Below are 20,188 nucleotides of genomic sequence, written 5' to 3' on the forward strand. Positions count from 1 at the left end.
CCTCAACCGCGGCCATGATGGCAGGGTCAGCCCCTTTGGCAACGGGAAAGGTTAACGGCCGCCCGTCAGCGTGACGGTTCGATCACGGCACGGGCCTCGGCGCCCTGCCGGGTGCCGGGCAGCCGCACCTCGACCTCGATGGCGATGCTGCCCTCGGGCTGGTGGGCCCAGATGTAGCGGCGCTCCACCTCGACCTCGAGCCCGCCGGCGGTCAGGCCGCCATAGGTGTCGCCCCAGGGGGTGATACGCTTCATCTCGGCCCAGCTGAGGGCGCAGGCGGCGTCCAGCTCCTCAATGGCCAGCGCGGACAGGTCGTCGGATCGTTCGGTACTCACAGCCAACGCCTCACCCGGTTGCGATAAGCCTCGTATTCGGCACCGAAGGTGCGGGCCAGATACGCCTCTTCTTTCTGGATGACAGCCCAGTCGATGACCACCAGACAGGGGATCAGCATCAGCAGGGCGATCGGCGAGTCCATGGCAATGGCCAGTCCGGCGTAGGTGATGGCGAACCCGACATAGATCGGATTGCGGCTGAACCGGTACGGGCCGTCGGTCGCCAGCGCGGTCGAGGGCTTCCACGGCTCAACCGCCGTGCCCAGGCGCCGGAACAGGCCCGCTGCCATGCCGTCCAGCAACAGGCCGCCCAGGATCAGGGCGAGCGCCAGTCCGCGCCGCAGCTCGGTCCCGAGGCCGAGGCTCATGTCCTCACCCGCCGGCAGGCCGATCTGCACGCCATAGCGGTCCAGCGCCCAGCCGAGACCGAGGAAGGCGAAATAGATCAGCGGCGGCGGCACCGCCACATTGGGATGGTCACGCTGTGCCATCAGATCATGGCTCCCATGGGGGCGGTGAATTCAGAGGTCGGGGCGTCACCGGTGTTGACCACCTCTGACGGCTCGAAGATCAGCACTTCGGCTTCCTCGTCGGCAGCGGTCCGGTGTTCCACGCCACGCGGCACCACGATGAACTGGCCCGGCCCGAGAGCAACGGTCCGGTCCCGGAACTCGACGCGGAACCGGCCCTTCCAGACCAGGAACATTTCCTCGGCCTCGGCATGACTGTGCCAGGGGAAGGTGCCCTGGACCTTGACCAGCCGCACATCCTGTCCGTTCAGCTGCGCGGCCACGCGCGGCCGCCAGTGCTCGTCGAAGGCCGCGAACTTCTCGGCGAGATCGATGGCCTGCATCCGTCAGTCGTCCTCGTCGGCATAGATGGCGACCAGACGGTCTCCGCCTTCGGCCACCCGGCCCCGGTACATGCCCGAGGTGTTCATCTCGAACCACGCCTGGCCCTGGGCGGTCATGACGATCACCCCGCCCTCGCCGCCCAGATCGCCGACCTCGCGGATTTCCTCGCTGGCCGCCACATGGACAGGCTGTCGGGGGCCGGGGCATGCCGTGTCCGGCGGACAGGCATCCTCTACGGCCATGGCCCGGTTCTCCTCGGATTCGGGATAGCTGACTTCCCATGCATACCGGGCGCAGATGTCCCGGGCCACGGTCGCGCGGATGAAGTACTCGCCCGAGCCGGTCGCCGAGACGGCGCAGCCCTCGACGTTCGAGGCATAGGTGCCCGCGCCGATCACCGGCACATCGCCCACCCGGCCCCAGCGCTTGCCCGACATGCCGCCGGTCGAGGTGCCGGCCGCCAGTCGCCCCTCCCGATCCAGCGCGACCACGCCCACGGTGCCGAACTTGCGCTCGTCCAGCGGCGGGGCGACCGCGGCCATGGCGCCCTCCGCAGGGGCGCCTGCAGGGCGAGCCGGTACGGGCAGGCCCTCGCGCTCCAGCTGACGGACCAGGCCGCGCCAGCGCCGCTCGGTGAAGAAGAAGGCCGGGTCGACCTCCTCCAGCCCCTGATCGCGGGCGAAGGTCTCGGCGCCCTGTCCGATCAGGAAGACGTGGGGCGAGTTTTCCATGACCGCACGGGCGGCGCTGATCGGATGGCGGGTGCGGGTCAGGCCGGCGACGGCCCCGGCGTCCCGCGTCGTGCCGTCCATGATGGCGGCGTCATGCTCGATCCGGCCGTCGGCGGTGAAGACCGCACCCCGCCCGGCGTTGAACAAGGGATCATCCTCCAGCACCTGGATGACGGCCTCGACGGCGTCCAGCGCCGAGCCGCCATTGTCCAGCACCTCGGCCCCGACCTGAAGTGCGCCGTCCAGCGCCGCGCGATAGGCGGCGTCCTGCTCCGGCGTCAGGCTGCCACGCTCGATCACCCCGGCCCCGCCGTGAATGGCCAGCGACCACGCGCCGTCCTGGGCGAGGACGGGCGAGGCCAGCGCTACAGTCAGAGCGGTCCCAACCGCCGCAAGCCAGGTCTTCATTGGTCCGCCTCCCCCACTGGGTGTCATCGTTCGTGATGCGCCCGTTTCCACAGCTGATAGCCGACCACCGGCACCAGCCCCATCAGGGTGGCGGCGATCACCAGCGGCCAGAAGCCGAGGTGCGGCGCGGCCAGCCCCGCCGTCACCCCCGCCGCGACCGGTCCCGTGAACGGGATCCAGGCCGGAGGCTTAGGCATCCACCTTGATCACGCCACGCCGGATCTGATCCAGCTCGATGGAGTCGAACAGCGCCTGGAAATTGCCTTCGCCGAACGCCTGGTTGCCCTTGCGCTGGATGATCTCGAAGAAGATCGGGCCGAAGGTGTCCTGGGTGAAGATCTGCAGCAGGATGCCGTCCTCGTCCGAGCCGTCGATCAGGATGCGATTCTCTCGCATGCGGGCGACGTCCTCGCCGTGACCCGGCAGGCGTTTGTCGATCAGGTCGAAATAGGTTTCGATCGTGTCCTGGAAGGGGATGCCGCGACGCTTCATTTCTTCGACGGTCTCGAAGATGTTGTCGGTGGCCAGGGCGATGTGCTGGATGCCCTCACCGTTGTAGCGCTTCAGGAACTCCTCGATCTGGGAGTTGTCGTCCTGGCTCTCGTTCAGGGGGATGCGGATGGCGCGGTCGGGCGCGATCATCGCCTGGGACAACAGGCCCGTCGCCTTGCCCTTGATGTTGAAATACTTCTGCTCCTCGAAGGCGAAGACGTCGCCGTAGAAGCCCGACCAGGTGCGCATCTGGCCCCGGCGCACATTGTGGGTCAGGTGGTCGAGGCAGAACAGGCCCACCGAATTCTTGCGCTCAGCCTCTTCCCAGCCCTCGATCTCGTCCCAGCCGTCATAGAGGGAGCCGGCCTCACCATACTGGTCGACCAGATACAGCAGCGAGCCGCCGATTCCCTGCAGGACATAGGCGTAGCCCTTGCCCAGCGCGCCGCCGTCATGGCCCTCGGCCGGCTTGGCGCCGCGCGCCACGGCGCCATCATAGGCCGCCTTCGCATCATTGACCCGGAAGGCCATGCCGTTGGCCGACGGTCCATGCTCGGTCGCGAACTCGCCCGCCTGGCCCTTGGGGCTGCGGTTGACGAGCATGGTGATGTCGCCCTGCTTCAGCCGGACCACGTCGTTTTCCGGGTTCACATGGGTCTGGGTGAAGCCCATCAGCTCGAGCCGCGCGATCATGGCCTTGGGCTCGGGGCCCGTGAACTCGACGAATTCGAAGCCGTCGACGCCGAGCGGGTTTGCGGCATTGATCTGTTGGGCCGTGGGGGTTTGGGTCGCGTCGTCCATGGTCGCGTCTCCTGATCCTGAAGGGTTCACAGCGGCACGCATGGCCACCTTTGAGGCCGGAACCTAGTCATCCGGACCGCCCAAGCCAAGCGAGGCGGCTTCACCTTGTGGCGAGCGGCGCTCAGCCGAGCCCCGGAATGTGGTCCGTGACCAGCCGCATCGCCCAGTCCGCGCCCAGCAGAAAGGCGACGGCGAGCGTGGTCAGGAGGCCGATCCAGGCCGTGGCCACGACGGCCCCGCCGATGACGAACAGGCCATCGCGCTGGATCAGGCCCACCGCCAGCAGCGACAGCGCCACCGAGGGGATGGTGTTGGTCATGGGCAGGACGATGGTCAGGGTCGCGAGGATCATGAACAGGGCCGCCAGCTTTTCGCCCGCGCCCGAGGCGAAGGCCGAGAGCCTCGGCCGCGAGAACCGGTCGATCCAGCCCAGTCGCTGTTCGGCGAAATCGGCCATGGCCTTCAGCCAGCTGGCCCGGGCGCGCAGTCTCAGCACCCACTGCGGCAGCCACGGCTCCTCGCGCCCGACCAGCAGCTGGGCCGCCAGGATCACGATCACGATGCCGACCACCTGCGGGACACCGTACAGGCCCGGCACCAGACAGGGGATGGCCAGGATGAGGATCAGCAGGCCGTAGGCCCGCTCGTCCAGCCGGTCGCGGATCTGGTGCAGGGTCAGACCGTTTTCGGCCCCGTCATCGGCCAGCCGCCGCAGCAGGCGCGCCAGATTGTGGCGGACGTCGTCCTGCTCCGAGGACGGCGGGATGGGCGCGGGTTCGGTCGTCATGCCGCCCCTCTAGCATCCCGGTGTGTCAGGTCCAGCCGCCGACGATGATGGATCGACGTTCCCGCAGGACCGCGCTAAGCATCGCAGCATGATGTCGGCCTATCGTGTCCTGACCCGCTGGTGGACGGTGTTCGCCCTTGCGGCGTCCCTGAGCCTCCTTGCCGCCGCCCACGCCTTTGAGCGGTTCGGCGGGCTGGCCCCGTGCAACCTGTGCCTCAAGCAGCGCGAGGTCTACTGGGTGGCGGTCGCCATTGCCCTGACCGCCAGCCTGTGGGCCCTGGTCAGCCGGGCCAGTCGGGGCACGCCGCGGGTCGCGGCCTTCCTGCTGTTCATCGTCTTCCTGACCGGGGCGATCACCGCCGGCTTCCATGCCGGGGGGGAAGCCGGCTGGTGGGAGCTGCCGGCCGTGTGTTCGGGCGGGGCGGGCGAGATCAATCTGGAGCGGCTGGCCGCCCTGGCCATGGGCACCGCCGAGGTCGAGCCGATCGTGGCGTGCGACGCCGTGACATGGCGCTTCCTGGGCCTGTCCATGGCAGGCTGGAACACCCTGATTGCTGCGGCCCTCGCGATCTTCAGCCTGCTGGCCGCGAAACGTCCCAAGGATGCCCGTGCCCCCAGAGGTTGATCCCTCCGCCGACCCGCTGAACGACCCGGAGATCACGGGCCGCAAGGGGTCGCGCGCCATCCCCCTGCCCCGGCCGGGTGCCGGCATGAACCGGGCACGGATGGCCGAGATCCTGCGGGTCGACCATGCGGGCGAGTACGCTGCCGTTCAGATCTACCGCGCCCAGCGCGCCGTCTTTGAGGGGCGCAAGGGCAAGTCGGCCATCACCGACGACCTGACCGGGATGCAGGGCCATGAGGCTGTGCACCTGTCGCGGTTCGAGGCCCTGCTGAACCAGAACCAGGTTGCCCCGACCGCCGCCCTGCCCCTGTGGCACCTGGCGGCCCAGGCGCTGGGGGCCGGCACCGCCCTGCTGGGCGAGAAGGCGGCCCATGCCTGTACCGAGGCGGTCGAGTCGGTGATCGAGCAGCACTATGCCGACCAGATCGCCGAGCTGGCGGATCGTGACCCCGAGCTGGCCCGCGAGCTGGCACAGTTCCGGGCCGAGGAGATGGCCCACCACGACCACGCCGTCGAACGCGGCAGCCGCGATGCGCCCGGCTATCGCCTGCTGTCCTCGGTGATCAAGGCCGGCTGCCGCGCCGCCATCAAGGTCAGCGAGCGGGTCTAGGCCGCCCGCCTGAGCCGCCGGGCGGCGCGCTCGGTCTTGGGTTTGGCGTCGAACAGTTCGGCCAGTTTCTCGATCATGGCGCCGGCCAGCTGGTCGACGTCGGTGATCATCAGGGCACGGCGGTAGAAGCGGGTCACGTCGTGACCGATGCCGATGGCCAGCAGTTCGACGTCGGACCTGTCCTCGATCTGGCCGATGACCTGGCGCAGGTGGCGTTCCAGATAGTGGACCGGATTGGCGGTCTGGGTGGTGTCGTCGACGGGCGCGCCGTCCGAGATCACCATCAGGATGCGCCGTGCCTCGGTGCGGGCCAGCATGCGGTCGTGGGCCCACATCAGCGCCTCGCCGTCGATGTTCTCCTTGAGCAGGCCCTCGCGCATCATCAGGCCGAGGTTGCGCTTGGACCGGCGCCAAGGCGCGTCGGCGGTCTTGTAGATGATGTGGCGCAGCTCGTTCAGACGGCCGGGGTTGGCGGGGCGGCCCGCGGTGATCCAGGCCTCGCGCGGCTGGCCGCCCTTCCAGGCGCGGGTGGTGAAGCCGAGGATCTCGACCTTGACGCCGCAGCGCTCCAGCGTGCGGGCGAGGATGTCGGCACAGACCGCGGCCACCATGATCGGCCGCCCGCGCATCGAGCCGGAGTTGTCCAGCAGCAGGGTGACGACCGTGTCGCGGAACGGGCTTTCGCTCTCGGCCTTGAACGACAGGGGCGCGGTCGGGTCGGTGATCACCCGGGTCAGGCGGGCCGTGTCGAGAACGCCCTCTTCCAGATCAAACATCCAGCTGCGGTTCTGCTGCGCCAGCAGGCGGCGCTGCAGCTTGTTGGCGAGGCGGGCGACCACGCTGGACAGCTGGGTCAGCTGCTGGTCCAGCAGGGCGCGCAGGCGATCCAGCTCGACCGGGTCGCACAGTTCCTCGGCGGCGATGACCTCGTCAAAGGCGGTGGTGAAGGCGCGATAGACGGAGGGGTCATGGCCCCCCTCGCCCTCGGTGCGGCCCGGGCGCATGCCCTCCTGCGATTCCGCCGCCTGATCCGAGTCCTCGCCGTCGGCCTCGGCCGGGGCGCCGTCGGGGCGGCTGTCGCGCTCGCCGTCGGAGCCGGAGTCCTCGCTGCGGCCCTCGGGCGAACTGTCCTCGCTGTCGCCGGTGTCGGGGTCGTCGCTCTCGTCCTCGGTTTCGGAGGGGGCGTCGTCCGCGGCCTCATCCTCGCCCTCGGTATCGTCGGCCTCATCGGCCTGGCCATTGCCGGGGTCCAGATCGAGCGCCTTCAGCACCGCCTGCATCTCGCGGCCAAAAGCACTCTGGTCGTCGACGGCGGCCGCCAGCCGGTCGAGCGCCGGACCGGCCCGCTCGATCAGATCGTCGCGCACCAGATCGAGGGTGGTGGTGGCCGCTTTCGGCAAGGGGCGCTCGCCCAGTCGTTCGGCCAGCAGCAGGGCAACCGCCTGATCCAGCGGTACCTGATCCGCCTCGGTCACGCGGGTGAGGCCGCTGCGCTCCATGCGGGTGACGAGGGCCGCGTCCAGATTGGCGCGAACCCCGGCCATGGCGCGGCTGCCCACGGCCTCGACCCGGGCCTGTTCGGCGGCCTCGAACACCTCGGCGGCGCGGCTGTCCAGCGGGGTCAGGGTCCGGTGCAGGCTGTCGTCATGATTGGCCAGCCGCAGGGCCAGCCGGTCGGCCTGTCCCCGCAGGGCGGCGCTTTCGGGGCCGGAGGGGTCGCGCGGCGGGTGCGGCAGGGTCAGGACGCCATTCGACATCCGCGGCCCGTCCGAGGCGAACACCACCTCGAGGTCGTCCTGCTCGGCCAGCGCCCGCGCCGCATGGGCCAGGGCGCGCTTGAAGGTCTCGGTGGGTGTGTCCGGCGGCATGATCCTGACCTAGCCCCGACGATGCGCGGGGGAAAGGGGCGGGGAATTGAGACGGTGAGAAAACACCGTCTGAACCGTCTGAATGGTCTGAAATGAGGTCCAACGGTGAAGCGTATCCTTCTCCCGCTGGGAGAAGGTGGCGCGCGAGCGCCGGATGAGGGCCGGTGGTATCCGTCGGCGACCGCCGTGGCAGGGACGGTGCGACGGCTCACGCCGAAGGCAGCGGTGAGCCCCTCACCCCCTGCCCCCTCTCCCGACGGAGAGGGGGAGAAGAATACCGTCTGAACCGTCTGAACCGTCTGAACCGTCTGAATTGGAGCTTCCCCGCACGGTGGCTTTGGCAACCGGACAGTATCGATCAGGCGCGGGCCCGGTCGGGAAGAACGGTGCGCGAAAGGGTGGGGATGTTGAAAGCGTTGGTTTTTTGGGAAGTGGCGATCATGGTCACCGCCCTCAGTCCAGCGTCATCCTCGGGCTCGACCCGAGGATCGGTGACGTCCGAAACGGCTAACGGTCTGCCCGGACCGATCCTCCGATCAAGTCGGAGGATGACGGGACATCAGGACCGGCCGGGCCCTCAGCCCTTCTTGTCGGCTTTCAGCTTGTCCTGGTGGGCGCGGATGCCGATGGCGATCAGCTCGGCGGCCTCGCCGGCGTCGCCCCAGCGCTTGACGGCCGTTTCCTTGTTCTTCTCCAGGTCCTTGTAGCGGGTGAAGAAGTGCTGGATCTGGTCGATCATGATGGCCGGCAGCTGACGGTAGCTGGCGACGTCGGTGTAATAGGGATGCAGCGCATCGACCGGCACGGCCAGGATTTTCTCGTCCATGCCCTTTTCGTCTTCCATGATCAGCACGCCGATCGGCCGCGAGCGGATGACGCAGCCGGGCACTACCGGCGTCGGGTTCAGCACCAGCACGTCGCACGGGTCGCCGTCGGCCGACAGGGTATGGGGCACAAAGCCGTAATTGGCCGGATAATACATGGCCGTATGCAGGAAGCGGTCGACGAACAGGGCGCCTGACGCCTTGTCCATCTCATATTTGACCGGCAGGCCCCCTTGCGGGATTTCGATGATGACGTTCAGGTCCCAGGGGGGATTGGGTCCGACGGGGATGGCATCAATGTTCATGACGGGTCTATTGTGCACTTGCGAAACGGGGAGGCGGGCGTGATAGGCAAACCCGGGGCCAGTAGCAAGCGTTCCGCGCAGGGCCCGACGGATCGGGCCACGAGGCCTTCTTTATGAGGCGTTGCATATGACTCCGCTCGACTGGGCTGCCGTGGCGCTCTTCATCCTGTGCTGGCTGGGCTATGAGCCGGTCCTGCGGCTGCTGTCGCGGTCGGTCGGCACCCTGAATCAGGACATGCAGCTGATCCGGCATGTGTGGATGTCGGCCATGACCCGGCGCGAGATCCGGCTGGTCGACAGCCAGCTGATGGGTCATTCGATCAATACGGCCTCATTCTTTGCCTCGACCAACCTGCTGCTGATCGCGGCGGTCGCCGGCATATTGTTTGGCGGAGAGGCCGCGCTGCGCGGCTTTGCTGCCGTCGGCGCCGAGGCCGTGCCCCTGCCCCTGCTGGAGGCCAAGCTGGCGCTGATCCTGATCTGTCTGGTGCGGGGCCTGCTGGATTTCATCTGGTCGATTCGCCAGCTCAACTACACCCTGGCGGTCATCGGATCGGTGCCGGAGCTTGACGAGGGGCTGGACCGGGGCGCCCTGGGCCGGGCGGCGGGCGACCTGATCAATCCGGCGCTGGCCGCCTTCAGCCAGGGGGTGCGGGCCTATTATTTCGCCCTGGCGGCGGCGGCCTGGCTGATGGGCCCGCTGTGGCTGGGCGCGGGGGTAATGGCGGCCTTTTCCCTGCTGATCTGGCGGCAGGAACGCTCGCCGGCCGCCCGGGCCATCCGCAAGGTGCGGGCGGTGCTGGAATCCGATTCCGGCAAAGGTCCGCCCGCGCCCTGATACTGAGCAGCTGCGGCCCTTAATGGGACATTTTTTGACTTTGAAACGGTTACATTGGCGAAAATTACCATTCGCATGTTACAATCCGTGACATCCGGTGAAAAATAGCTGCTTGACGGATTGTGCACTGCAACCTAACTTCACTTTGACGCCTTCGGGCGTCTTGCCCTTCCTGGGCGTTTCCTCCCTATAGACTTTCATGCCGCGCCTCCGGGCGCGGCATTTTTTCTGTCCGAAGGGTCAGGGAACCAGGTCGCGCACCTCACGCGCCAGGCTGTCGATCAGACGGTTGATAATGCCCTGACAGCGCGCCCAGCCCGGGCCCGGCTGCAGGCGCGCCTCGTCCAGATAGAGCGCCCGCGAAATCTCGATCTGCAGGGCGTGGAAGCCCTCGCCCGGGCGCCCCCAGCGCTCGGTCGTCCAGCCGCCCGCATAGGGGTGGTTGAGCGCCACGCGCAGCCCCTCCCCGCCCAGCAGGGCCGAGACCCGCCGCGTCAGGGCGGTGGCGCAAGCCCCGCCGTGGCGGTCGCCCAGCACGATCTGGGGGAAGGCCGCGACCGGACGTTTGGCCGGAGGGCTGGGGTTGGGGCCGGGCATGGAGTGCCAGTCGACCAGCACCGCCACCCCGTGCCGGGCGCGGGCCTCCTGCATCAGGGCATCCAGCGCCGCATGATACGGGCGGTGGGCGGTCTCGATACGATCCGCGGCCTCGGCCCGTGACAGGCGTCGTCCATAGAGCGCCCGGCCATCGCCCGTCAGGCGCGGCACCACGCCATAGCCCGCCTGGGCCCGGGGTCCGCCCTCGGTACCGGCGGGCAGGTCGTCGATCAGGGTCGGGTCGAGGTCCGTCGGCGCCCGGTTCAGGTCCAGCCAGGCCCGGCCATGGGTCGCCAGCAGCACCGGTATCCCCTGCCCGGGCGCGCCGGCGATCAAGCGGTCGACCAGAGCGTCCTCGGCGCTGCGCAGCGACAGGTCGGACAGGTCCGGGTCAAAGCCCGCCGCCTCAGGGTAGAGACGACCCGAATGCGGAGAGGCAAATACCAGCGGGCTGGCGGCGTCCCCGACGGGGGGCAGCAGACGAAACGGGGCCTCGGCCTGCGGATCCCCGTCTTCTGCTGTCATATGCCCTCCCCTTTGGCCGCCCGTGGAATCCCTGTGGACACGGATCAATGATTTTCATGGCCGGTTTACGCTTGTCGCCTTAACCTTTTCCGCAAGTGAGGCAAACGGCCGTTCGGGCTGACGGCTTTGGGGACCATTCGATGGCACGCATTCTTCTGGCAGAAGACGATGGATCGCTGCGGGGCTTTCTGACCCGGGCGCTGGAGCGGGCCGGTCATGAGGTCGTCGACTGCGAGAATGGCGATGACGCCATCGATGCCCTGGACGACGGCCCCTATGACCTGTTGCTGACCGACATCGTCATGCCGGGCGCCGACGGCATCGAGGTGGCCCGCGTGGCCGCCGCCCGCCAGCCGGGCCTGCGCATCATGTTCATCACCGGCTTTGCCGCCGTGGCCCTGACCGCGGCCCAGAGCACGCCCCAGGCCAAGGTTCTGTCCAAGCCGGTGCACCTGCGCGACCTGGTCGGTGAAGTCGAGAAAATGATCGCCGCCTGATAAGCTGGCTGACAAGGCCGTGAGGGGCTTGCAGTCTCGCGCGGAGACGGGTTATACCCCGCGCCTTCCCGGACCGGCACCTGCCGGCCCCGCCCCGGCGGACGCGTAGCTCAGCGGGAGAGCACCTCGTTGACATCGAGGGGGTCACAGGTTCAATCCCTGTCGCGTCCACCATTTTCCTCCCGCACCCGACCGTGGCAAGGCTGCGCCTAACGGAAGGCCGTGCCTTTGCGGACGCCGAGACGGCGGAAGATCATGGCGGCGGGGCAGAAGCTTGTGACCGAGGCCTGGATCAGGTTGGCGCCGACGAACGCGGTCAGCCAGACCCAGCCGGGATGAACCCAGTGGGTCAGGGCGAGGCTGGCCAGCACGACGCATCCGGCGAACAGCATGACGGCTTTATCGAGGTTCACGACAGGGTCTCCGGGGTCGAGGCTGGAGTGTTGACGCGACGCACCTTGTGGGCACCGATCAGATCAAGGGCCAGCTTCTCATAGAGGGGCTCGGCCTGACCCTTGCGGACCTTGCGCAGAAAATAGCCTTCGAAGGCGATCTTGGCGGCATGAACCCAGCGGCCGCTGGCGGACCAGTTGATGTTGCGGGGCGGAATCTGGGGCTGGGCCATGAAGGCCACGCCGCCGTCGCCGAAGTCGGCCAGGCAGATGGCATTCCAGCTGGCCTCGAAGGAAGGCGCCTCGCCCTTGAGGATCTGTTTCAGATTTGCCGAAATGGCCGACACCATGCTCTCGATCATGAAGCCGGTCTTGGGGACACCGACCGGCACCGGCGTCGGGCCAGTGGGCGGAATGGCGATGCAGACCCCGAGGGCGAAGATGTCGGGCCAGGTCGGGTTGCGCTGGTGCTTGTCGACCAGGATGAAGCCGCGCGGATTGGTCAGACCCTCGACCCCGCGCACCGCTTCGACCCCGCGGAAGGCCGGCAGCATCATGGACCAGGCGAACGGCAGGTCGTGGACGGTCTTCACCGTGCCGTCGTCGTTGACCTCCTCGACGTGCATCAGGCCGGCGTCGACGCTCGTCACCCGGGCGTTGGTGATCCATTTGATGTGGCGCTGGCGCATTTCGCTTTCCAGCAGGCCCTTGGTATCGCCGACGCCGTCGAGGCCGAGGTGGCCGATATAGGGTTCCGAGGTGACGAAGGTCATCGGCACCTTGTCGCGCAGCTTGCGGCGCCGCAGCTCGGTGTCGAGGATCATGGCGAACTCATAGGCCGGTCCGAAGCACGACGCGCCCTGGACGGCGCCGACGACGATCGGGCCCGGGTTCTCGACGAAGCGATCGAAGGACTCTGCCGCCTTAGCGGCGTGGTCGACATGGCAGATGGACACCGTATGACCGTCGGGGCCCAACCCCGGAACCTCGTCGAAGGCCAGTTCGGGACCGGTGGCGATGACGAGGTAGTCGTAGGCGAGCGACCGGCCGTCGGACAGGTCCACGGCCTTGTCGGCCGGCCGGATGCCACTGGCGCCGACGTTGATGAACTCGACGCCCTTGCGCTTCATCACTTCCGGCAGGCTGACCTCGATCGCTTCACGCTTGCGCCAGTTCACCGCCACCCAGGGGTTGGACGGGGTGAAATGGAAGATGTCGCCCTTTGACACCATGACGATCCGCGCCTGGTCGCCCAGGGTGTGACGGATGTCATAGGCGGCTATGGCGCCGCCCAGGCCTGCGCCGAGAATGACAATGGTGGGCCGGTTCATGGTGGCATCTCCCATTTGGGCGTCTCCGATCCTGCAGTGTGCGCGGGCCCGGCGGACCGGGCCTTGATCTCGATCAAGGCCCGGTTGTGGCGCGGGGACGATGATCACCGGGCTTGCGTTCTTATTAGCATTATCTAATATTAGGTCAAGCTAACATAAGGGCCTGAAGATGAAACCCACCGCCGCGCTTGCTGCTCTCGCCGCCAGCGTCCTGATGATCGGCAGCCTTGCCGCCTGCGGGGCCGAGCCGGACAGGGTTGCCCCGGAACCGGTCACGGGCGAACGCCTGGTCGTGAGCGAAGCGTTGATCGCGGACCTCAAGCCGACCTCGGCCGAAATCACCTCTCGCGATCTCGGTGAGGCGCGGGCCCGCATCCCGGGGACGCTTGTCCAGATGACGGTGCGCGAGGGCGACCTCGTTCGTCAGGGTCAGGTTATCGGCGTGGTCGCCGATGACCGGGTGGACCTGCAGACCGCCGCGTTCGACGCCCAGGTGGCGGCGGCCGAAGCCGAGGCCGAACGGGCCCGGGCCCAGCTGGCGCGGGTTCAGACGCTCTTTGATCGCGGATTCTATGCCCAGGCCGCCCTGGATCAGGCCCGGGCGGCAGCCCGGTCTGCCGACGCCCAGGCCCGGGCTGCCCGCGCCCAGCGCGCCGCCAGCGCCGAGACCGGGGCACAGGGCCGCATCCTTGCCCCGACGTCCGGCCGCGTGCTGACCGCAGACGTCCCGGCCGGCTCGGTGGTCGCCGCCGGCCAATCCGTCGCCACCGTGACCGCCGGCCCCCTTGTCCTGCGCATGGAGTTGCCGGAGGTCCAGGGCCGAAATCTGAGGGTCGGCCAGACTGTGAGCCTGTCCGGCGACGGCCTTCCTGCCAGCGGCACCATCGTCCAGGTTTATCCGGCGGCCAGCGGCGGCCGGATCACGGCCGACATCGCCGTCGAGGGCCTGGCGAGCGACCGGGTGGGCCAGCGGGTGACCGTGCTGGCCCCGATCGGTGAGCGTGAAGCCCTGGTCCTGCCGCGCCGCTTCGTGTCCACCCGCTACGGCATCGATTTCGTCCGCACCGTTGATGCCGCCGGGCGGGTCTCGGACGCGCCGGTCCAGCTGGGCGGCCCGGTCGACGGCGACCGGGTCGAGGTGCTGTCGGGCCTGAAGGCCGGAGATGTGGTGCTGAGCCCGGAGCCCGTCCAATGAACCTTGGCCTTTCCGGGCGGCTGACGCGCGCCACGCTCAACTCGCCATTGACGCCCCTGATGCTGCTGGCGGCCATCGCCGTCGGCGTGATGGCGCTGTTGTCGATCCCCCGCGAGGAGGAGCCCCAGATCAGTGTGCCCATGGTCGACATCATGGTCGCCGCACCCGGGCTCAGCGCGGCCGACGCCACGGAACTGGCGGCCAAGCCGCTGGAAGCCATCGTGCGCAGCATCGATGGGGTGGAGCATGTCTATACCCAGGTGGAGGACGACCGGGTGATGGTCACCGCCCGCTTCGAGGTCGGATCCGATCCCGACGACGCGGCGGTTCGCGTGCACGAAAAGGTCCGCGCCAACTACGACGCCATTCCGGCCGGCGTGTCCGAGCCGCAGATCGTCACCCGGGGCATCAACGATGTGCCCGCCGTGGTCCTGACCCTGACGCCCCGCGCCGACGCGGCCGGCCGGTGGACCGACCAGGCGCTGTATGACGTCGCCACGCGGCTGCGCACCGAGATCGGCAAGGTCGAGGATGTCGGCCTGACCTTCATCGTCGGCGGACGACCGTCCGAGATCCGGGTCGAGCCGGATCCCGCCCGCATGGCCGCCCGCGGCGTCCCCCTGTCCGCGATCCTCGAGACCATCGGTCAGGCCCATCGCAGCTTCCCCGCCGGCTCCGTCCGCGAGAGGGGCAAGGCGGTGCCCCTGCGCTCCGGGAACCGGATGACCTCGCCCGAGGACGCGGCGATGCTGACGGTCAGTTCGGCCACGGGCGAGCCCGTCTATCTGCGCGACGTGGCCACCATCGTTCAGGCGCCGCGCCAGGACCAGGCCCGCGCCGCCCACTATACCCGTGCCGACGACGGCTGGAGCCGGACCCCCGCCGTCAGCCTGGCCGTCGCCAAGCGCCAGGGCGCCAATGCTGTCGTCGTCTCCCACGCCGTGCTGGCGCGGGTCGAGGCGCTGGAGGGCACGCTGATCCCGGAGGGGCTCAAGGTCGTGGTCACGCGTGACTACGGCGAGACGGCCAACGAAAAGGCGAACGAGCTTCTGATGCATCTCGGGCTGGCGACAGTCTCCATCGTTGTCCTGATCGGTTTTGCCATCGGCTGGCGCGAGGCCGGCGTGACGGCGGTGGTCATCCCGACGACCATCCTGCTGACGCTCTTTGCCTCCAACCTGATGGGCTACACGATCAACCGGGTCAGCCTGTTCGCCCTGATCTTCTCGATCGGCATCCTGGTCGACGATGCCATTGTGATGATCGAGAACATCGCCCGCCACTGGGCCATGAACGATGGTCGAAGCCGGGCACAGGCGACGGTGGAGGCCGTGGCCGAGGTCGGCAATCCGACCGTGGTCGCCACCCTGACCGTGGTCGCCGCCCTACTGCCCATGCTGTTCGTCTCGGGACTGATGGGCCCCTATATGGCGCCGATCCCGGTCAATGCCTCGGCGGCCATGGTCTTTTCCTTCTTCGTCGCCGTGGTGATTGCGCCCTGGCTGATGATCCGCCTGGCGCGCAAGACCCTGGCCGGCGGCCACGGGCATGAGCCCGGCGAGGGTATGCTGGGCCGCCTGTATCGCCGGGTGGCGACACCGGTGATCCGCAGTCGCCGCAGTGCCTGGACCTTTTTGATTGTCGTCGGCCTCGCCACCCTGCTGGCCATGTCGATGTTCGGCCTGCGCGCCGTGCCGGTGAAGCTGCTGCCGTTCGACAACAAGTCCGAACTGCAGGTCGTGCTCGACATGCCGGAGGGGACCAGTCTGGAGACCACGGATCGGACCCTGGCCGCCGCTGCCGCGGTAAGCCAGACCCTGCCCGAGGTGGTGTCGATGGAAAGCTATGCCGGGACCGCGACCCCGTTCAATTTCAACGGTCTGGTTCGCCACTATTTTCTACGCGACCGGCCGGAACAGGGCGATCTGGCGGTCCTGCTGGCGCCCAAGGGGGACCGCCATCGCAGCAGCCATGTGGTGGCCCTGGACCTGCGCCGCCGCCTGGCGGACCTGCCGCTGCCGGCCGGTGCATCGATCAAGGTGGTCGAGGCGCCGCCGGGGCCGCCGGTGCTGGCCACCCTGCTGGCCGAGGTCTATGGCCCCGACGCCGCCACACGCCGGGCCGTCGCCGCCGAACTTGAGACCCTGTTCCGGGCCGAGCCCTCGGTGGTTGACGTGGACAATTCGTATGGGGTGCGCCGCCCGGTCCTGAGGCTGGTGCCGGACCGGGAGAAGATCGAGCGCTTCGGCTTGTCCGAGCGCGAGGTCCACGACTCGGTTGCCGCCCTGATGGGGGGGCAGGTCCTGGGTTATGCCGCGCGCGACGACGGACGCACGCCGGTCGAGATCGCTGTGCGGCTGCCGCAATCGGCGCGGGCGTGGACCGAACAGCTGGCCGTCATGCCCGTCGCCATGACCGCCATCGACGGCGAGCGTCGACTCGTGGAGCTGGGCGAGGTTGTCGACGCCCGCCAGGAGCTGGCCAGCTGGCCGGTGTACCGCCGCGACGGCCGGGCCGCCGAGATGGTCACGGCCGAACTGGCGGGCCAGTTCGAGGCCCCGATCTATGGCATTCTCGCCATCGGCGCGGCCATTGATGCGCACGACTGGGGCGACCTGCCCCGGCCCGAGATCCGCCTGAACGGCCAGCCGACGGACGAGACCATTCCGACCGTGCTGTGGGACGGCGAGTGGGAGATCACCTGGGTGACGTTCCGCGACATGGGCGCGGCCTTCGGCGTGGCCCTGCTGGGGATCTATGTGCTGGTCGTCGCCCAGTTCAAGGATTTCCGGCTGCCGCTGGTGATCCTGACGCCCATCCCGCTGACCCTGATCGGGATCGTCATCGGCCATATGCTGTTCGGCGCACCGTTCACCGCCACCTCGATGATCGGCTTCATCGCCCTGGCCGGGATCATCGTGCGAAACTCGATCCTGCTGGTCGACTTCATTCGCCACGCCCGGACACCCGGCCGCCCCCTGCGCGAGGTCTTGCTCGAGGCCGGAGCCATCCGCTTCAAGCCGATCCTGCTGACCGCCCTTGCGGCCATGATCGGAGCCGCCGTGATCCTGTTCGATCCGATCTTCCAGGGTCTGGCCATCTCGTTGCTGTTCGGCCTGATCTCCTCGACGATCCTGACGGTGCTGGTGATCCCGGCGATCTATATTACCTTGAGGGACGACGGTCTGCCGCTCGGCGCACCACCCCCTGCGGAAGAGACGCCATGACCGACGCCCTCCCCACGCCCGACGCGAAGGCCCTGGCCGAGCTCGAGGCCAGCGCCGCTCCGGCTGCTCGCCTGATGCGGCTGTTCGCCAATGAACAGCGGCTGATGTTGATGTGCCGTCTCAGTGAGGGGGAATGCGCGGTCGGCGACCTCGCCGGCTATGCGGGCCTGTCGCAGTCGGCCTGTTCGCAGCACCTCGCCCGCCTGCGCGACGCCGGCGTCATCTCTCCGCGCCGCGAGGCCCAGACCATCTATTATGCCATCACGGATGCGACCGCCGCCCGGGTCATCGCCCTGTTGTGCGACCTCTATGGCGGCAAGGCGAAGCGTTCGACCGCGTGAGGCTCAGCGACACCTAGCGCCAGATCGAGCCGTCCAATGCGCCCTGACGCCCGATTTCGAAGACGGCACGCATGCCCTCGGTGCTGAAGTCGAGGGCGGAGTGCTCCGCATCATCCGGCAGCGCCGCGTAGCGGAAATAGATGCCGTGGCGGATCGCAAAGGCCCGGTTTCCGGCAAGGTTGGCTGTGAGGGACGAAAGGAGCAGAGCGTCCACGCTTCGGCCGAGCACGCCGCTCATACTGTCCTGTGTGACGGAGAATTCCGGGGCGGTGCGCCCGTTGACGATCACATGAAAACGGGCACCGGCGAGGCCCGCGTGGGGATCGTCCAATGCCCAGAGCGCCTCGGGTATCGCGAGAAACGGGGTCGTGACGCCGCCGTCGACATGCATTTCATCGAAGCGGGCGTCGCCGCTGACCGACGGGATCATGACCGGAGGAAAGACACCGGGAATGCTGGCCGACGCCAGCAGCACCGTCCGGAACAACTGGAGCGCTTCGGGCGTGCCGAGCGCTGCGATCGCGCCCAGGTCCCAGCTTACGCCGCGTTGCGAATCCAGGTCTGTCGTCGCGACCAGCAGGATACGCCCCTTGGCATGCTCCTCGGCCACCGCCCGCAAGAGGCGCTCATCGACATGGCGCTCGATCAAGGCCCGGAGCGGCTCGGCCTGATAGAGGCCGGATCCCACGAATACGCCCAGGCCCTGTGACTGGAGGAGGTTCGTCGCGTCGCCCCCGGTGAACGCCGCCTCGAGCTCGTCGTCCCAGTCAGAACCAAGGAAGACGAAGGGCGCGGCCAGGGCCCCGGCCGACACCCCGGTCACCACCTCGAAGTCGGGGCGGGTCCCGCTTTCGGACCAGCCCTTCATGACGCCGGCGGAAAAGGCGCCGTTGGCGCCCCCGCCCGACAGGGCAATGAAGTCGAGCACGCCGTCGGGCCCCAGCGGCACCCCTTCATCGAAGGCCCGCTGGAACGCCGCCAACCTGTCGGGACCATCCACGTAGGACCTGAGAGGCGAGCCGGTTACGGCCTGCGCCACGCCGGGTGTGGCCCCCAGACGATGATCGAGCTCGAACGGCAGACGGGGTGACCCCGCGCAGGCCCCCACCGCAAGGGAGAGCAATACCGCTGCGATGATCCGGATCATCCCCGATTTCTAGTCTTGCGGTGTGACGAATGGATGAAAATGCCCTTTGGCGACAGGGCGAGGCCGCAGAGCCGGGGCATTGCCGCGGCTGCCGAAACGGCGAAGCCGGCCCGGGGTGACCGGACCGGCTCGGCTCATTCGGTCAGGCTGAGCCCTGCTCCTCCGGATCCGGCACCGACTGGCCGGTGTCACCCTCGTCGAACAGGTTGAACTCGTGCCAGAGGCCGTTGAGGACGCCGAACAGGACGGCGAGGCCGAGGCCGAGGATCCAGGCGAAATACCACATGGCGCAGGTCTTTCCGGTCAGTAGAGGTCAGGGTTGGTCTTGATCGCTGCGGTGGTCGAGCGGCCCCACAGCACCTTGTAGACCCAGGCGGTGTAAATCAGGATCAGCGGCAGGAAGATGATCGTCACCACCAGCATGATGAACAGGGTCAGGTGGCTGGACGAGGCATTCCACACCGTCAGGCTGGAGCCCGGATCGATCGAGCTGGGCAGGATGAAGGGGAACATCGACAGGCCGACCGTCGAGATGATCCCGACCGTCGCCGCCGAGGAGCCGGTGAAGGCCAGCGGCTCGGACTTGCGCCACAGGCCCAGCAGGGCCGCAGCGGTGCCGAGGAAGCCCAGCGCCGGGGCGATCAGCATCCACGGCCAGGTCGCATAGTTGTCCATCCAGGCCCCGTCGGCGGCCTCGACCGTCGCGCGCAGCGGGTTGGAGAAGGCGTTGGGATCGACCTCGCTGACGATGCGGAAGCCGAGGTCCCCGAAGGCCACCCAGGCGCCGCCCGCCGCGAACAGCACCAGGCTGAGCAGGCCCGCGACCGTGCCGATGGCGAAGGCGCGCTTCTGCACCGGGCCGCGCTCGGCCTTGAGTCCCAGCCAGGTGGCACCGTGCAGGACCAGCATGGTCACCGACAACAGGCCGCACAGCAGGGCGAACGGCGTGAACAGGCCCAGCAGGGTGCCGTCGTAGAAGGACCGCAGGTCGCTATCGAGGCGGAAGGGAGCGCCGATCAGCACATTGCCGACGGCCACACCGAAGACCAGGGCCGGGACAAAGCCGCCGATGAACAGGCACCAGTCCCAGAAGCTGCGCCACCTGGGCGAGGGCCGCTTGGACCGGTACTTGAACGCCACCGGTCTGAGGATCAGGGCCGACAGCACCAGGAACATGGCGAGGTAGAAGCCCGAGAAGCTGACGGCATAGACGAACGGCCAGGCGGCGAAGATAGCGCCGCCGCCGAGGATGAACCACACCTGGTTGCCCTCCCACGTCGCGCCAATGGTGTTGATCACCATGCGGCGTTCCTCGTCGGTCTTTGCGACGAAGGGCAGGAGGGCTCCGACGCCGAGGTCAAAGCCGTCGGTCAGGGCGAAGGCGATCAGCAGCACGCCGAGCAGGCCCCACCAGATGACACGGAGGGTGGCGAAATCGAGAGGCATTTCCATGACGGA

22 protein-coding genes and 1 tRNA gene are annotated in these 20,188 nt (G+C 68.2%); 8 read left to right on the forward strand and 15 right to left on the reverse strand.

Features of this window, described 5'->3' with window-relative positions; translation table 11 throughout:
* Positions 1-65 precede the first annotated feature (65 nt).
* The 7 genes from V7672_RS02090 to V7672_RS02120 all read right to left on the reverse strand — a co-directional run bounded on the left by V7672_RS02090 (position 66) and on the right by V7672_RS02120 (position 4,408).
* A complete protein-coding gene (locus tag V7672_RS02090) occupies positions 66-335 on the reverse strand; it encodes a hypothetical protein (protein ID WP_335623012.1) in 270 nt (89 codons plus the stop codon).
* Entirely contained in the window at positions 332-826 is a 495-nt protein-coding gene (locus V7672_RS02095) for a methyltransferase family protein (protein WP_335623013.1), read from the reverse strand. The genes V7672_RS02090 and V7672_RS02095 overlap by 4 nt, the downstream gene beginning before the upstream one ends.
* A complete protein-coding gene (locus tag V7672_RS02100; protein ID WP_335623014.1) occupies positions 826-1,188 on the reverse strand; it encodes a cupin domain-containing protein in 363 nt (120 codons plus the stop codon). The genes V7672_RS02095 and V7672_RS02100 overlap by 1 nt, the downstream gene beginning before the upstream one ends.
* A gap of 3 nt (positions 1,189-1,191) precedes the next feature.
* A complete protein-coding gene (locus V7672_RS02105; RefSeq protein WP_335623015.1) occupies positions 1,192-2,328 on the reverse strand; it encodes an isoaspartyl peptidase/L-asparaginase family protein in 1,137 nt (378 codons plus the stop codon).
* Positions 2,329-2,351: 23 nt separating this feature from the next.
* A complete protein-coding gene (locus V7672_RS02110) occupies positions 2,352-2,525 on the reverse strand; it encodes a hypothetical protein (protein ID WP_322255830.1) in 174 nt (57 codons plus the stop codon).
* Positions 2,518-3,621, reverse strand: a complete 1,104-nt coding sequence (gene hppD, locus V7672_RS02115) for a 4-hydroxyphenylpyruvate dioxygenase (RefSeq protein ID WP_335623016.1) — start codon at positions 3,619-3,621, stop codon at positions 2,518-2,520. The genes V7672_RS02110 and hppD overlap by 8 nt, the downstream gene beginning before the upstream one ends.
* Before the next feature lie 121 nt (positions 3,622-3,742).
* On the reverse strand, positions 3,743-4,408 hold the full coding sequence (locus V7672_RS02120) for an exopolysaccharide biosynthesis protein (RefSeq protein WP_335623017.1): 666 nt from the start codon (positions 4,406-4,408) through the stop codon (positions 3,743-3,745).
* An 88-nt stretch (positions 4,409-4,496) separates the two neighbouring features.
* On the opposite strand from V7672_RS02120, the gene V7672_RS02125 reads away from it, so the two are divergent.
* Together V7672_RS02125 and V7672_RS02130 are read left to right on the forward strand one after the other, a co-directional pair.
* A complete protein-coding gene (locus V7672_RS02125) occupies positions 4,497-5,033 on the forward strand; it encodes a disulfide bond formation protein B (protein ID WP_335623018.1) in 537 nt (178 codons plus the stop codon).
* Between the two features lie 85 nt (positions 5,034-5,118).
* Positions 5,119-5,643 carry a demethoxyubiquinone hydroxylase family protein gene (locus V7672_RS02130; protein WP_335623274.1) on the forward strand — a complete coding sequence of 175 codons (525 nt, stop codon included), beginning with the start codon at positions 5,119-5,121 and terminating at the stop codon, positions 5,641-5,643.
* Here V7672_RS02130 and cobT read toward each other — a convergent pair.
* Positions 5,640-7,511: a cobaltochelatase subunit CobT gene (cobT, locus tag V7672_RS02135; protein WP_335623019.1), complete on the reverse strand. Its 1,872-nt coding sequence runs from the start codon at positions 7,509-7,511 to the stop codon at positions 5,640-5,642. The genes V7672_RS02130 and cobT overlap by 4 nt on opposite strands.
* Before the next feature lie 577 nt (positions 7,512-8,088).
* Positions 8,089-8,640 carry an inorganic diphosphatase gene (ppa, locus tag V7672_RS02140; RefSeq protein WP_305488575.1) on the reverse strand — a complete coding sequence of 184 codons (552 nt, stop codon included), beginning with the start codon at positions 8,638-8,640 and terminating at the stop codon, positions 8,089-8,091.
* 127 nt (positions 8,641-8,767) lie between these two features.
* Here ppa and V7672_RS02145 point away from each other — a divergent pair, with 127 nt between their 5' ends.
* Positions 8,768-9,478 (forward strand): DUF599 domain-containing protein, encoded by a 711-nt coding sequence (locus V7672_RS02145; protein ID WP_335623020.1) that lies wholly within the window; start codon positions 8,768-8,770, stop codon positions 9,476-9,478.
* 240 nt (positions 9,479-9,718) lie between these two features.
* Here the strand turns inward: V7672_RS02145 and V7672_RS02150 are convergent, their stop codons facing one another.
* Positions 9,719-10,600 (reverse strand): N-formylglutamate amidohydrolase, encoded by an 882-nt coding sequence (locus tag V7672_RS02150; RefSeq protein WP_335623021.1) that lies wholly within the window; start codon positions 10,598-10,600, stop codon positions 9,719-9,721.
* 140 nt (positions 10,601-10,740) lie between these two features.
* Between V7672_RS02150 and cpdR the strand changes: the two genes are divergently transcribed.
* Positions 10,741-11,097, forward strand: a complete 357-nt coding sequence (cpdR, locus tag V7672_RS02155) for a cell cycle two-component system response regulator CpdR (RefSeq protein WP_335623022.1) — start codon at positions 10,741-10,743, stop codon at positions 11,095-11,097.
* 99 nt (positions 11,098-11,196) lie between these two features.
* Positions 11,197-11,271: transfer RNA gene (locus V7672_RS02160), tRNA-Val, on the forward strand.
* A gap of 35 nt (positions 11,272-11,306) precedes the next feature.
* On the opposite strand, the gene V7672_RS02165 is transcribed toward V7672_RS02160, so the two are convergent.
* Both V7672_RS02165 and V7672_RS02170 read right to left on the reverse strand, forming a co-directional pair.
* Positions 11,307-11,510: a YgaP family membrane protein gene (locus tag V7672_RS02165; protein ID WP_335623023.1), complete on the reverse strand. Its 204-nt coding sequence runs from the start codon at positions 11,508-11,510 to the stop codon at positions 11,307-11,309.
* Positions 11,507-12,820: an NAD(P)/FAD-dependent oxidoreductase gene (locus tag V7672_RS02170; RefSeq protein WP_335623024.1), complete on the reverse strand. Its 1,314-nt coding sequence runs from the start codon at positions 12,818-12,820 to the stop codon at positions 11,507-11,509. Before V7672_RS02170 ends, V7672_RS02165 begins: the two co-directional genes overlap by 4 nt.
* Positions 12,821-12,989: 169 nt before the next feature.
* On the opposite strand from V7672_RS02170, the gene V7672_RS02175 reads away from it, so the two are divergent.
* The 3 genes from V7672_RS02175 to V7672_RS02185 are packed head-to-tail and all read left to right on the forward strand — an operon-like array spanning position 12,990 to position 17,583.
* Positions 12,990-14,015 (forward strand): efflux RND transporter periplasmic adaptor subunit, encoded by a 1,026-nt coding sequence (locus V7672_RS02175; protein ID WP_335623025.1) that lies wholly within the window; start codon positions 12,990-12,992, stop codon positions 14,013-14,015.
* Positions 14,012-17,242: an efflux RND transporter permease subunit gene (locus V7672_RS02180; protein ID WP_335623026.1), complete on the forward strand. Its 3,231-nt coding sequence runs from the start codon at positions 14,012-14,014 to the stop codon at positions 17,240-17,242. Before V7672_RS02175 ends, V7672_RS02180 begins: the two co-directional genes overlap by 4 nt.
* Positions 17,239-17,583 carry an ArsR/SmtB family transcription factor gene (locus V7672_RS02185; protein ID WP_335623027.1) on the forward strand — a complete coding sequence of 115 codons (345 nt, stop codon included), beginning with the start codon at positions 17,239-17,241 and terminating at the stop codon, positions 17,581-17,583. The genes V7672_RS02180 and V7672_RS02185 overlap by 4 nt, the downstream gene beginning before the upstream one ends.
* A 13-nt stretch (positions 17,584-17,596) precedes the next feature.
* On the opposite strand, the gene V7672_RS02190 is transcribed toward V7672_RS02185, so the two are convergent.
* From V7672_RS02190 to cydB, 3 genes are all read right to left on the reverse strand, one after another.
* Positions 17,597-18,730, reverse strand: coding sequence for a patatin-like phospholipase family protein (locus tag V7672_RS02190; protein ID WP_335623028.1), 1,134 nt, complete (start codon positions 18,728-18,730; stop codon positions 17,597-17,599).
* Positions 18,731-18,872: 142 nt separating this feature from the next.
* On the reverse strand, positions 18,873-19,016 hold the full coding sequence (gene cydX, locus V7672_RS02195; RefSeq protein WP_335623029.1) for a cytochrome bd-I oxidase subunit CydX: 144 nt from the start codon (positions 19,014-19,016) through the stop codon (positions 18,873-18,875).
* Between the two features lie 17 nt (positions 19,017-19,033).
* The gene (gene cydB / locus V7672_RS02200) at positions 19,034-20,182 is read right to left on the reverse strand and encodes a cytochrome d ubiquinol oxidase subunit II (RefSeq protein WP_335623030.1); all 1,149 of its coding nucleotides are present in this window, start codon (positions 20,180-20,182) and stop codon (positions 19,034-19,036) included.
* Positions 20,183-20,188: the final 6 nt, after the last annotated feature.

Origin of the sequence: Brevundimonas sp. (assembly GCF_036963785.1) — a bacterium.
Taxonomy (GTDB): domain Bacteria; phylum Pseudomonadota; class Alphaproteobacteria; order Caulobacterales; family Caulobacteraceae; genus Brevundimonas.

What these genes read in the sequence shown, in the direction of transcription:
- V7672_RS02095 (WP_335623013.1), bottom strand. Translation starts at nt 826, where the DNA reads ATGGCACAGCGTGACCATCCCAATGTGGCGGTGCCGCCGCCGCTGATC.
- V7672_RS02100 (WP_335623014.1), bottom strand. Translation starts at nt 1,188, where the DNA reads ATGCAGGCCATCGATCTCGCCGAGAAGTTCGCGGCCTTCGACGAGCAC.
- V7672_RS02105 (WP_335623015.1), bottom strand. Translation starts at nt 2,328, where the DNA reads ATGAAGACCTGGCTTGCGGCGGTTGGGACCGCTCTGACTGTAGCGCTG.
- V7672_RS02110 (WP_322255830.1), bottom strand. Translation starts at nt 2,525, where the DNA reads ATGCCTAAGCCTCCGGCCTGGATCCCGTTCACGGGACCGGTCGCGGCG.
- hppD (WP_335623016.1), bottom strand. Translation starts at nt 3,621, where the DNA reads ATGGACGACGCGACCCAAACCCCCACGGCCCAACAGATCAATGCCGCA.
- V7672_RS02120 (WP_335623017.1), bottom strand. Translation starts at nt 4,408, where the DNA reads ATGACGACCGAACCCGCGCCCATCCCGCCGTCCTCGGAGCAGGACGAC.
- V7672_RS02125 (WP_335623018.1), top strand. Translation starts at nt 4,497, where the DNA reads ATGATGTCGGCCTATCGTGTCCTGACCCGCTGGTGGACGGTGTTCGCC.
- V7672_RS02130 (WP_335623274.1), top strand. Translation starts at nt 5,119, where the DNA reads ATGAACCGGGCACGGATGGCCGAGATCCTGCGGGTCGACCATGCGGGC.
- cobT (WP_335623019.1), bottom strand. Translation starts at nt 7,511, where the DNA reads ATGCCGCCGGACACACCCACCGAGACCTTCAAGCGCGCCCTGGCCCAT.
- ppa (WP_305488575.1), bottom strand. Translation starts at nt 8,640, where the DNA reads ATGAACATTGATGCCATCCCCGTCGGACCCAATCCCCCCTGGGACCTG.
- V7672_RS02145 (WP_335623020.1), top strand. Translation starts at nt 8,768, where the DNA reads ATGACTCCGCTCGACTGGGCTGCCGTGGCGCTCTTCATCCTGTGCTGG.
- V7672_RS02150 (WP_335623021.1), bottom strand. Translation starts at nt 10,600, where the DNA reads ATGACAGCAGAAGACGGGGATCCGCAGGCCGAGGCCCCGTTTCGTCTG.
- cpdR (WP_335623022.1), top strand. Translation starts at nt 10,741, where the DNA reads ATGGCACGCATTCTTCTGGCAGAAGACGATGGATCGCTGCGGGGCTTT.
- V7672_RS02170 (WP_335623024.1), bottom strand. Translation starts at nt 12,820, where the DNA reads ATGAACCGGCCCACCATTGTCATTCTCGGCGCAGGCCTGGGCGGCGCC.
- V7672_RS02175 (WP_335623025.1), top strand. Translation starts at nt 12,990, where the DNA reads ATGAAACCCACCGCCGCGCTTGCTGCTCTCGCCGCCAGCGTCCTGATG.
- V7672_RS02180 (WP_335623026.1), top strand. Translation starts at nt 14,012, where the DNA reads ATGAACCTTGGCCTTTCCGGGCGGCTGACGCGCGCCACGCTCAACTCG.
- V7672_RS02185 (WP_335623027.1), top strand. Translation starts at nt 17,239, where the DNA reads ATGACCGACGCCCTCCCCACGCCCGACGCGAAGGCCCTGGCCGAGCTC.
- V7672_RS02190 (WP_335623028.1), bottom strand. Translation starts at nt 18,730, where the DNA reads ATGATCCGGATCATCGCAGCGGTATTGCTCTCCCTTGCGGTGGGGGCC.
- cydX (WP_335623029.1), bottom strand. Translation starts at nt 19,016, where the DNA reads ATGTGGTATTTCGCCTGGATCCTCGGCCTCGGCCTCGCCGTCCTGTTC.
- cydB (WP_335623030.1), bottom strand. Translation starts at nt 20,182, where the DNA reads ATGGAAATGCCTCTCGATTTCGCCACCCTCCGTGTCATCTGGTGGGGC.